The 12,249-nt window shown below is 47.2% G+C and carries 6 protein-coding genes; 5 read left to right on the forward strand and 1 reads right to left on the reverse strand.

Annotation, left to right across the window (positions count from 1 at the left end; genetic code table 11):
* Nucleotides 1-89: 89 nt before the first annotated feature.
* Nucleotides 90-3,380 carry a VCBS repeat-containing protein gene (locus KN811_RS14845; RefSeq protein WP_187965080.1) on the forward strand — a complete coding sequence of 1,097 codons (3,291 nt, stop codon included), beginning with the start codon at nucleotides 90-92 and terminating at the stop codon, nucleotides 3,378-3,380.
* Between the two features lie 131 nt (nucleotides 3,381-3,511).
* Here the strand turns inward: KN811_RS14845 and KN811_RS14850 are convergent, their stop codons facing one another.
* The gene (locus tag KN811_RS14850) at nucleotides 3,512-3,967 is read right to left on the reverse strand and encodes a GAF domain-containing protein (RefSeq protein WP_187965079.1); all 456 of its coding nucleotides are present in this window, start codon (nucleotides 3,965-3,967) and stop codon (nucleotides 3,512-3,514) included.
* Between the two features lie 476 nt (nucleotides 3,968-4,443).
* On the opposite strand from KN811_RS14850, the gene KN811_RS14855 reads away from it, so the two are divergent.
* From KN811_RS14855 to KN811_RS14870, 4 genes are all read left to right on the forward strand, one after another.
* Nucleotides 4,444-4,884 (forward strand): HYC_CC_PP family protein, encoded by a 441-nt coding sequence (locus KN811_RS14855; RefSeq protein ID WP_187965078.1) that lies wholly within the window; start codon nucleotides 4,444-4,446, stop codon nucleotides 4,882-4,884.
* 112 nt (nucleotides 4,885-4,996) lie between these two features.
* The gene (locus KN811_RS14860) at nucleotides 4,997-8,818 is read left to right on the forward strand and encodes an efflux RND transporter permease subunit (protein ID WP_187965077.1); all 3,822 of its coding nucleotides are present in this window, start codon (nucleotides 4,997-4,999) and stop codon (nucleotides 8,816-8,818) included.
* A 188-nt stretch (nucleotides 8,819-9,006) separates the two neighbouring features.
* Entirely contained in the window at nucleotides 9,007-10,239 is a 1,233-nt protein-coding gene (locus KN811_RS14865) for a TolC family protein (protein WP_187965076.1), read from the forward strand.
* 183 nt (nucleotides 10,240-10,422) lie between these two features.
* The gene (locus KN811_RS14870) at nucleotides 10,423-12,231 is read left to right on the forward strand and encodes an efflux RND transporter periplasmic adaptor subunit (protein ID WP_187965075.1); all 1,809 of its coding nucleotides are present in this window, start codon (nucleotides 10,423-10,425) and stop codon (nucleotides 12,229-12,231) included.
* Nucleotides 12,232-12,249 lie beyond the last annotated feature (18 nt).

The raw sequence follows: 12,249 nt of genomic DNA on the forward strand, positions 1-12,249 counted from the left end.
ATCATTTAATATGATAGTGTTGGTAGTTTAGAATGATAAAGGAGGGGTCGTTCCCTCCTTTATTTGGTTAAATAAATAGGTTAGAGCACATGAAAAATATTTTTATCGGCATACTGTTTCTCTCTGGGTTGGAGGCAGTATCGCAAGATCAATTGTTCAGCTTATTGCCTTCCGGCCATACGGGAGTCAATTTTGAAAATACAATTAAAGACGAAAGCTCCCGGAATATATTGATCTATGCAAATTTTTACGGAGGAGCCGGCGTAGGCGTGGCAGATTTTAATAACGACGGCTTGAAAGACCTTTACTTTGCCGGGAATATGGTCAATGATGAACTGTATGTGAACCGCGGGAATTTCAGGTTTGAGAACATCACCGGAAAGGCCGGAATAGTCAATGACGGAGGCTGGTCTACCGGCGTTACCATAGCAGATGTGAACAACGACGGCTGGCCCGACATCTATATAAGCCGGGAACTCTACGACGATAAACCCGGATGGAGAAAGAACCTGCTGTATATCAATAATGGCGACCTGACCTTTACCGAATCGGCAGAGGAATACGGGATAGCCAATGAACAGCGCACCAGGCATGCCGTATTCCTGGATTACGACAAGGACGGCTTTCTCGACCTGCTTCTGCTCACTCAGCCGCCCAATCCCGGGAGTTATTCAAAATACTTCGGAACTTCCCTGCTGAAGCCCGAATATCACCTGGTCTTATATAAAAATACAGGAAAAGGAAAGTTTACAGAAGTGAGCGAACAGGCAGGCATTGCACAGACAGGCTTTCCCAATGCGGCCTCTGTGGCCGACCTGAACAATGACGGATGGCCCGATATCTACGTGGCCAACGATTTCCATGCCCCGGATTTTATTTTTATGAATAATGGGGACGGGACCTTTGTCAATGTAGCCGATACCGCCCTGAATCACATGTCATATTTCAGCATGGGGGTGGATATCGCCGATATCAATAACGACGGGTTCCAGGATGTATTTATAGTGGATATGGTAGCCGAAGACAACTTCAGGCTCAAGGCCAATATGAGTGGAATGAACCCCGAGGCCTTCTGGGATGTGGTTGATAACGGAGGGCATTATCAATACATGTTCAACACGCTGCATTTAAACAACGGGAACGGAACTTTCAGCGATGTGGCCCAGATCACCGGTATGGCCTCTACCGATTGGAGCTGGGCGAACCTTATGGCCGATTTTGATAATGACGGCCTGAAAGACACCTATATTACCAACGGATTGCTAAGGGATATCAGGAATACCGATGCCGATAAAAGAGTGGCCGGTTTTATGAATAAGTCTATACAAAAATGGCTGGAGAAACATCCGGACGGAGGAGAGATAAAAAGCGTCTGGGACGTGGCGGATATTGATAAGGCCGTGGCACTGATCCCCTCACAGCCTATAAAAAATTATGCTTATAAGAACGAAGGAAACCTGAATTTCAAAAATACGGGCCGGGAATGGGGGCTCGACCGGGAATCGTTCTCGAACGGTGCAGCCTACGCCGACCTCGACAACGACGGTGATCTCGATCTTGTGGTCAATAACATTAACGAAAAGGCCTATGTATACCGGAACAACGGAAATAAGAACCATTACCTGAGATTAAACCTGGTATCCAGGGAAAATTTACCGGTTTTCGGTTCCCGGGTAAATATTGAGGCGGGCGGACAAAAACAGTATTTCGAAACAACCAATGTAAGGGGCATCTATTCCACCAGCGAGAACGAAGTACATTTCGGACTGGGGCAAAATACCGAAGCAAGTAGATTAAAAGTGACCTGGCCAAACGGTAAAGTGACCCTGAAAGAAAATATAAAAGCCGGTCAGGAGATCACCCTTTTTATGGAAGATGCTGTAAAAGACCCGGATGAGAAAGTTCTACCGGAAACCGTGTTTACAGAGCTTACTTCCGGTGGGCAGCTATCCCATGTGCATAAAGAAAATGATTTTAACGATTATGCCCACCAGGTATTACTGCCTCACAAACTATCACAATTCGGGCCAGCACTTGCAGTCGGGGATATAAATAACGACGGAAAGCAGGATGTCTTTATCGGAGGTGCGGCGGGGTTTCCGGCGGCATTGTATATACAGGACGAAAACGGTTTTCAAAAGAGCAATGAAAATTTATGGTCTGAAGAAGCCGTATACGAGGATATGGATGCCGCATTTACCGACATAGACGGAGACACTTACCCGGACCTGTATGTCGTAAGCGGAGGTAATGAATTTGAGGCCGGCAGCGAAAAATACGCAGACCGTTTGTACCGGAACGACGGTAAAGGGAACTTCAGGAAAGCTGCCATAACAAACATGACCAACATCAGCGGTAGCGTAGTAAAAGAATACGATTACGATAAAGACGGCGATGCAGATATCTTCGTTGGCGGAAGGCATTTTCCGCATAACTATCCCCGTCCGGTTTCGTCTGTATTACTGGTGAATGACAAAGGAAGGCTCACCAATAAAACTGATGAAAAAGCCCCCGGGTTTCAAAACCTGGGCATGGTCACCGACGCCATATGGACCGATTACGATAATGACGGCTGGACAGACCTTATCGTGGTGGGTGAATGGATGCCTGTTACGGTGTTCAGAAATATCGAAGGCAAACTGGAAAAACAGGATATCGACGGCCTGCACCAGACCAAAGGCTGGTGGTTCAGCATAGAACAGGGCGATTTCGATAATGATGAGGATATGGATTATATTGCGGGAAATATCGGGCTGAATTACAAATACAAGACCTCTCCCGAAAATCCTTTTGATGTCTATTATCACGATTTTGACGATAACGGTTCGCACGATATCGTACTGGGGTATTATCAGGAGAACAAACACTATCCCCTGAGGGGCTTTTCCTGTTCATCGGAGCAGATCCCCGGCTTAAAGACCACCTTTAAACAATACGACGTCTTTGCCTCCCTGGAACTGGAAGAAGTGTACGGAGAGAAAAACCTGCAACAGGCCCTGCACTATACCGCAGATACATTTGCTTCTTCTTATCTGGAAAACCTGGGGAACGGGCACTTTAAAGTGACCCCCTTGCCCAATATGGCTCAGCTTTCCAGTATAAACGATATTCTCGTGGCAGACTACAACAACGATGGCAACCCCGATGCCCTGGTCACCGGAAACCTTTTCGTCTCGGAAATAGAGACTACCCGGAATGATGCGGGTACCGGCGCATTATTGCTCGGCGATGGCCAGGGGAATTTCAAAGTAACACCAAATACTTACAGCGGTTTTTTTACGAATGGTGATGCCAAAAAAATGAAGTACCTTAAAGATAAGGGGTGGGTGCTTGTTGCTAATAATGACGGAGTGTTGCAGGTGTTTGAGACTGATGAGTGAAGAACACCCCCCTTGGTCCCCCCTCAAGGGGGAGAATTGTTTTAATACAAGAACAGTTTGTCATAAAAAGATGAATAGTTCCCCCCTTGAGGGGGGCTAGGGGGGTGTCCCTCCGGTCCATCCCCATCATCTTACCTCAACACCTTGGAAACCTCCCCATTCACAAACTCCAAAAACCGCTCATCCTCTTCCGTAAACGGGTCGGCCGTATGCGAATCGATATCTATTTGCCCGATGTTCTCGCCATTTACAAACAGTGGCACAACGATCTCCGCCTTGACGTATATGCTGCACGCAATATAATTGTCCTGCGCCTTGACATCCGGTACTACAAAATTTGCATTGGAAACTGCTACCTGGCCGCATATCCCTTTTCCGAAAGGGATGATGGTATGGTCCGTAGGTTCCCCGGCAAAAGCGCGGAGCTTTAATTCCTCTTTATCGCCATTCTTAAAATAAAAACCAACCCAGTCATAATACGGGATGTTTTTCTTTAAGAGTTCACATATCCCGGTAAGGCGGGCATCTACGGTGGTATCTTGTTGTAAAATGGTTTTTACCTGTGATCTCAGCTCATCAAAAGTCATAGGGATACGATTTTTCTGCAAAGTTACTTCATATTTGAAGATTTTCCATTGGGCCCTTAACGGGTTTGTGGAAACTACTTCAAAAAATGGTGTCATTTCGGTAAAAAATAGCTTCTTTTAAGTGAATTGATAATGTGTTAGGATGAAATAAGGATGTTTTTAGGTGAAAAATAGAAGTTTTTAGTCCTGACCTCTAAAAATTTAGCCTCGGAACCTAAAGTTTTAAGTTGTTCAGTTAAAATTTTAGTTTTTTTACCTGAAACTTTAGATCTTCTGGCCAAATGTTTGGATGTTATGTTCAAAAAGAACATTATTTTAGCTAAACGGGACATTAACAGACCTAAACGTTTAGGTCTAAAAACCTAAAAAACATGCTAAACATGCTGGTGCAGGTGTCCTGCCCATGCCTTCGTACCGTGTTAACAATTTCCAAAAAAAATCGCCAAGACGAAATATTTTCTACCTTTGTATTCCGGATGAAGAAATTTTTTCTGAAAATAACGTCCCTTTTGCTCACCTTTCTGGTGCTGCTGTCTACGGTGTCCTTTACCGTAGAGAAGCATTTCTGTGGCAGTTTTCTGGTAGACACGGCGCTTTTTGTCAAGGCAGACAGTTGCGGTATGGTTAGTGAGCACAGCCGAAGTATGGAAATACAGCAGAGCGAAGACGATTCTTCCTGCACCATTGCCCAAAGCCCCTGTTGTTCGGAAGAAACCGTATTGATCGAGGGGCAGGACACTCTTCAGAAAGCCGTCGATACGGAATTGCATCAGCAGGTTGTTTTTCTGAAGGCGTTTGTTTATACTTATCTCAATCTTTTCGAGGGACTGGAAGAAAATGTTGTTCCTTTCAGGGATTACAGTCCGCCTATGGTCGTCCGGGACATTCAGGTGCTGAACGACACTTTCCTTATTTAGTTTTAATGTTATGCCATATCGGTATCTGACAATTTTGTAACAAAATGTCAGTTTTACCACGATTAAACGGGGCTGCTGAGCGCAGCCGAAGCACAGCATTAAAACAGAATCTATGTTAAATAAGATCATACACTATTTTTTGCATAATCGGCTGGTTACCGTACTCCTGCTGCTCTTTTTTATCGGCTGGGGACTGGTGACCTCACCTTTCGACTGGGACACCGGGTTTTTACCAAAAGACCCGGTCCCGGTAGATGCCATTCCCGATATAGGGGAAAACCAACAGATCGTTTTTACCAACTGGCCGGGAAGGTCTCCCCAGGACGTGGAAGACCAGATCACTTATCCGCTTACCACCTCCCTGCTGGGCGTGCCCGGGGTTAAGTCGATCCGGAGTAATTCCATGTTCGGGTTTTCGAGTATCTATATTATTTTCGATGAAGATGTTGAATTTTACTGGTCGCGTTCCAGGATACTCGAAAAGCTGAATTCTTTGCCCGCCAACCTGCTGCCCGGAGGAGTGCAGCCCACCCTGGGGCCCGATGCCACCGGGCTGGGGCAAGTGTTCTGGTACACTCTCGAAGGAAGAGATTCTCTCGGTAATGTTACCGGCGGATGGGACCTGCACGAACTGCGCACCGTACAGGACTTTTACGTAAAATACGGGTTAAATGCCGTAGAAGGAGTATCCGAAGTGGCTTCCGTAGGAGGATATGTGCAGGAATACCAGGTAGATGTCAACCCTGATGCCCTGAAAGCCTATGACATCGGGATAGACAAGGTAATGATGGCCGTAAAGAATTCCAACCGCGATATAGGGGCCAAGACCATAGAGATCAACAAGGTGGAATACCTGGTGCGCGGCCTGGGGTATATCCGCTCGGTGGAAGACCTGGAAGAGACCGTAGTTGCCGTTAACAATAACAAGCCCGTGCTCATCAAAGATATAGGCGTAGTTACCCTCGGGCCTGCTACCCGCAGGGGAATGTTAGACAAAGAAGGTGCCGAAGTAGTAGGAGGGGTAGTCGTGGCGCGTTACGGTTCCAATCCGCTGAAAGTCATAGGCAATGTCAAGGACAAGATCAAAGAGATCGCCTCTGGCCTGCCCAAAAAGACCCTGGAAGACGGTACCGAAAGCCAGCTTACCATTGTTCCGTTCTACGACCGTACGCAGCTTATCCAGGAAACCATAGGCACGCTGGAAAGGGCACTTTCGCACGAAATACTTATCAGCATTATCGTGGTCATTGTACTGGTACTGAACCTCAGGGCTTCGGTGCTCATATCCAGTCTGCTGCCTGTTGCGGTGCTTATGACCTTTGTGGTTATGCGTTACGCCGGTGTCGATGCCAATGTGGTGGCACTTTCCGGGATCGCCATTGCCATCGGGGTCATGGTTGATGTGGGGATAGTGTTTGTGGAGAACATGATACGGCATCTGGAACTGGAAGAAAATAAAAATGTCCGGGGGAATGCACTTTTGGGAGTGGTCTACAAAGCTACCATAGAAGTAGCCCCGGCCATAACCACGGCACTTGCCACTACGGTGGTGAGCTTTCTCCCTGTATTCTTTATGGAACAGGCCGAAGGAAAACTTTTCAGGCCCCTGGCTTTTACTAAGACCTTTGCCCTGGCTGCTTCTTTTGTTCTGGGGGTCATTGTGCTGCCAACCCTGGCCTATTTTGTCTTTTCCCTGACCTTCAAAAAGGACAAAATGACCAAGGCCTGGAATATTTCACTTGTAGTTGCAGGGCTGCTGCTTGCTATTGTCTTTAAGTTGTGGCTCCCCCTTGCACTGGTCGTTATAGGAGCCATTAAATTGGTAGAACACAAGAATCCCGGTTTTCTGGGGAAATATTCCTCTCAGATCGTGTTTTTCATCATATTGGCCGTTACCCTGTTTTTCCTGGCAGAAGAATGGGTGCCTTTGGGACACGAGAACAGCCTGGTAACGAATTACCTGTTTGTTATTGTATTATTGGCCCTGATCCTGGCAGTGTTGCTATCGGTGGTCTATTACTACGAGCCCATTTTAAAGTGGTGTTTGGTCAACAAGAGAAAATTCCTGCTTGTCCCCCTGTTTACCGTTTTTTTCGGTTTGGTCATCTGGCTCGGTTTTCCCCGGACGTTTGGTTTTGTGGCCCGCGGTTTTGATGCGATAGGGTGGAACATCCGTACCACTGCGGTTTGGAGTGGATTATCCCATACCTTTCCGGGAACGGGTAAGGAATTTATGCCTTCATTGGATGAAGGCAGTTTCCTGTTGATGCCCACTTCCATGCCCCATGCCGGGATGGAAGAGAACAAACGGGTAGTACAGCAGCTTGATATGGGCGTTGCCGGTATACCCGAAGTGGATATGGCCGTGGGAAAACTGGGCCGGGTAGAAAGCGCCCTGGACCCGGCACCCATATCCATGTATGAAAATATCATCAATTACAAGTCTGAGTATAGTATAAATGCTAAAGGAGAACAGGAAACCTATAAAACAGACCGGGACGGAAAATTTGTTCTGAGATCGGGAGACACCCTTACAAACGACGAAGTACTGAACCGGGGATTTACTGAAAAAGACCTGGTAAAAGATAAGGACGGGGAGTATTTCCGTAACTGGAGAAGCCATATCAGGTCGTCGGACGATATTTGGAATGAGATCGTAAAGGTAACCGGTATACCCGGCGTCACTTCTGCTCCTAAATTACAGCCTATCGAGACCCGCCTGGTTATGCTTCAAACCGGAATGCGGGCACCTATGGGGATCAAGGTGTATGGCCCCGACCTGGAAACCATTCAGAATTTCGGGATACAGCTCGAAGAAGTACTCAAGGAGGTGCCTTCCGTAAAAAAAGAAGCTGTTTTTGCCGACAGGATCGTAGGAAAGCCCTATATGCAATTAGATATAAACAGAAATGCCATTGCCCGCTACGGATTGAGTGTGGAAGATGTGCAACAGGTCATAGAAAGCACAGTAGGGGGTATACAGATCACCAGTACGGTAGAAGGCAGGGAGCGTTTCCCCGTTCGTGTACGCTACCCGAGGGAACTCCGGGATACCCCGGAAAAGATCAGAAAGATACTGATACCGACCCCGACGGGAGCACAGATCCCCCTGGGAGAGCTGGCAGATATTGAGTATGTCCGCGGACCTCAGATGATAAAGAGCGAAGAGACCTTCCTCACAGGCTACGTCCTCTTCGATAAAAGGGAAAACTACGCAGAGGTAGACGTAGTAAACGATGCACAGCGGTTTATAGAAGATAAGATCGCCTCCGGAGCATTGAGTATTCCCAAGGGAGTGAGTTACAAATTTTCCGGGAATTACGAAAACCAGGTACGTGCCGTGAAAAGGCTTTCCATTGTTATTCCGCTGAGTTTGATCGTTATCTTTTTATTGCTCTATTTTCAGTTCAGGACGGTCATCGCTTCCACTATTCACTTTTCCGGGGTGTTCGTCGCTTTTGCAGGAGGGTTTATTATGCTGTGGCTCTACGGCCAGGACTGGTTTATGGATTTTGCCATTGCCGGGGTGAACATGCGCGATCTTTTTCAGATGCATACCATCAACCTCAGTGTGGCGGTCTGGGTAGGCTTTATCGCCCTGTTCGGTATCGCTACGGACGACGGGGTGATCATGGGGACATACATTCACCAGGTATTTGAAGAAAAACAACCGAAAACCGTACCCGAAGTAAGGGCAGCCGTACTGGAAGCGGGACTGAAGCGTGTCCGCCCTGCCATGATGACCACCGCAGTGACCATCATAGCCCTGTTGCCCGTGCTGACTTCCACCGGAAAAGGGGCCGATATCATGGTACCCATGGCCATCCCCACCGTGGGAGGAATGTTCATACAGATCATGACCATGTTCGTGGTGCCCGTATTACAGGCATACTGGAGAGAAACGGTTGTTAAAAAAACGGAGATAGGGCAATAAGACTTAGGACATAAGACCTCTGGTACTAAACCTGTCTTATGTCCTGAAGTTTTAAGTCTTAAATAGTTTCCGGATCATTTAGAAACAAAAAGCAAACAAGATTCAAAACAATGATTTCAAAATTTACAGACGGATCAAGTATCAATAAGTCATATGTTTTTGATCTTGAAATCATAAATCAAAATACGATGAAAAAGTTCATTTGGATAATGTGCAGTTTGTTGTTTTCCGCAACCGTCACAGGGCAATCTCTGGAAGATTACCTGCAAACGGCAGCGAAGAACAACCCGAAAGTAAAGGCCTCCTATTCTGCGTTTGAAGCGGCCATGCAAAAAGCCCCGCAGGTGAGCAGCCTGCCCGATCCTACACTGACGATGAGCGCTTTCGGAAGAATGATAGAGACCCGTTTGGGAAGGCAGGAAGCCAAGTTCTCACTGATGCAGATGTTCCCCTGGTTCGGTACATTGAAAGCTCAGAAAGATGCTGCAACCCTGATGGCAGAGGCCGGTTTTCAGCAATACCTGGATGCGCGTGAAGAACTCTTCGTGGAAATAAAGTCGGTCTATGCCGAAATGTACGAGCTCGAAGAGACCATCAGGTTCCAGGAAGAAAACCTGGAAGTGTTGAATACCTTCAGGGAACTGGCATTGTCTAAGTTCAGGAATGGAAAAACGGCTATGGTAGACGTGGTCCGTGTAGATATGATGCGTAACGAGGCAGAGACAGAGATCTCCCTGTTAAAAGACAAAAAGAGGTCAATCCAATACCGTTTCAATGCCCTGCTGAATGCAGATTACGATAATGAGGTAGTATTTCCGGAAGCCCTACCCGAAGTTGAAGGCTATGTACAGGAAGAAAATCTGAAAAGAGACAGCCTTTTTGTTGCGCATCCCAAAATGGTGCAGTTAGATAAACAAGTGGCTTCGTTCGGGGCGCAAAAGAAAGCTGCCAAAAAACAGGGATTGCCCATGCTGGGACTGGGAATTGATTATATGATCATCGGTGAAAAAAATGGGATGGACCCTGAGAGAAGGGGCCAGGATGCCATTATGCCGATGTTTTCCGTAAGCCTGCCGATCTTCAGAAAAAAACACAGAGCGAAGGTCCGGGAGGCCGAGCTTCTTTCCGAATCTGCCGAACATCAAAAAGTTGCGGTACGGAACAAGCTGATAGCCGGTTACGAAATGGCAAAATACGACCTGGAAAAAGCCGCACAACGCATAGATCTTTACGACAGGCAGTTGGAAAGTACCGACCAGGCCGTAAAACTGTTACTGTCCGCCTACGGTAATTCGACCACTGATTTTGAAGAGGTACTGCGAATGCAACAGGAAAAGCTGTTGTATCAGACCGCAAAGGCCACGGCCGAAAAAGATCGGTTTATTGCACAAGCACAGAAAGATTATTTATTGACAAAATAACACCCGCTGCCCCTCTCAAGGGGGAACTTTTTTGCTTTTAGAGAGAATTTATTTCTCTTTTGGGGTATAGAAAGAGGAGTGTTTAGTATAAGAACGATTTTTATAAAAAAGAAGAATAGCTCCCCCCTTGAGGGGGGCAGGGGGGTGTCCCTCAAGCCTGAAAAATATTAAATAAATAAACCTATGAAAACAAAAAACAAAAATATATGGATCATGGCAGGGATCCTGTTCCTGGGCTTTCTGCTCGGCTGGCTGGTCTTTGGCGGAAGTTCAAAGCCCGCAGAAGACCATGTACATGAAGAAACTGATTCCCGGTCACCGAGCCCCTCGTCAGGCTCAGGACAGGCTAAAGCCGAGGTGTGGACATGCTCCATGCACCCCCAGATAAGACAGAACGAACCCGGACAGTGCCCGATATGCGGTATGGACCTTATTCCTATGGATGAAAATGCTTCCGGAGGGGATCCTGCAATAGTGGAGATGAGTGAAAATGCGGTGAAGCTGTCCAATATCCGGACAATGACCGTGGGCCGGCAGAACGCAGAAAAAGTGATCCGCCTCAATGGAAAAGTGATGCCGGATGAACGGAAAGTCTATGCTCAGACCACCCACATTCCGGGCCGGATAGAGCGGCTAACTGTTAATTTTACGGGAGAAAGTGTCAGGAGAGGACAAACCCTGGCCGTGGTCTATTCTCCCGACCTGGTGACCGGCCAGGAAGAACTGTTGCAGGCCTACGCCATCAAAGATGCTCAGCCCGAACTGTTCGAAGCTGCAAAACAAAAGCTGCGAAACTGGAAGATAAGCGAATCGCAGATCAATAAGATCATAAATAACCGAACCCCCATACAACGATTTCCGATAGGAGCGGATGTCAATGGCATAGTGACCGAAAAAAAAGCAGAACTGGGCGACTATGTGGAGCGTGGGACACCTCTGTATGAAATAGCCGATCTCTCTGGTGTTTGGGTACTTTTCGATGTTTATGAAAGTGAAATGGCCTGGGTAAAGGAGGGGAGCACGATAAATTATACGATCGCATCCCTGCCCGGAGAGACCTTTGAAGGTGTTGTTTCTTTTATAGACCCGTTGATCAATGCACAGACCAGGGTGGCCACAGCCCGGGTGGAAGTGAGTAATAAAGACGGCAGGCTTAAACCGGAAATGTTTGCTTCCGGGGAAGTACAGGTAGTTGCCGGCGGAGAAGCTCAGGAAGAGATCACGGTTCCGAAAACCGCGGTGCTGTGGACGGGAGAGCGTTCTGTGGTCTACACCAAAGAAGATGCAGGAGGAAAAATCGGGTTCAGACTGCGCGAAGTGACCCTTGGGCCTTCTCTCGGAAGTGCCTATATCGTAAAATCTGGCTTGAGTGAAGGAGAGGAGATCGTAGTGAACGGCACCTTTACGGTGGATGCCGCAGCACAACTCGCAGGAAAACCCAGTATGATGAACCCCGAAGGCGGTAGCGGCAGTACCGGCCATCAGCACGGCAACATGGATATGCCCGCATCCGGACAGGACAATAACCCTGTGAAAATGAAAGTTTCGGCAAAAGCGAAAACAGCATTGCAAAAGATCACAGAAACCTATTTGAAGTTAAAGGATGCATTGACAAACGATGATTTTGCCGTAGCACAAAAAGAATTGGTAAACGTAAGTTCATCCGTTTCTGCGGTAGACATGTCCCTTTTTAAAGGCACATCCCATGATCGCTGGATGGACCTTCAAAAGGAACTGGAAAGGCATTCAGAGGCCATGGGTAAAGCGGCAGATGTAGAGGCAATGCGGAAGCCCTTCAAGCCGTTTTCCGGGGCTGTGATCCGGATGGCCACTACTTTCGGGCCATTTTCTGTACCTTTATATGTACAACACTGCCCCATGGCCGATTCCGATAAAGGCGCGGACTGGCTGAGCCTGTCCGAAGAGATCCGAAATCCTTATTTCGGAGAAAAGATGCTCAAATGCGGGGAAGTAACAAGTGAAATAAAATAACCATTAAAATTGATTAAA

Source organism: Sinomicrobium weinanense, from assembly GCF_018863395.1.
GTDB classification, from domain to species: Bacteria; Bacteroidota; Bacteroidia; order Flavobacteriales; family Flavobacteriaceae; genus Sinomicrobium; species Sinomicrobium weinanense.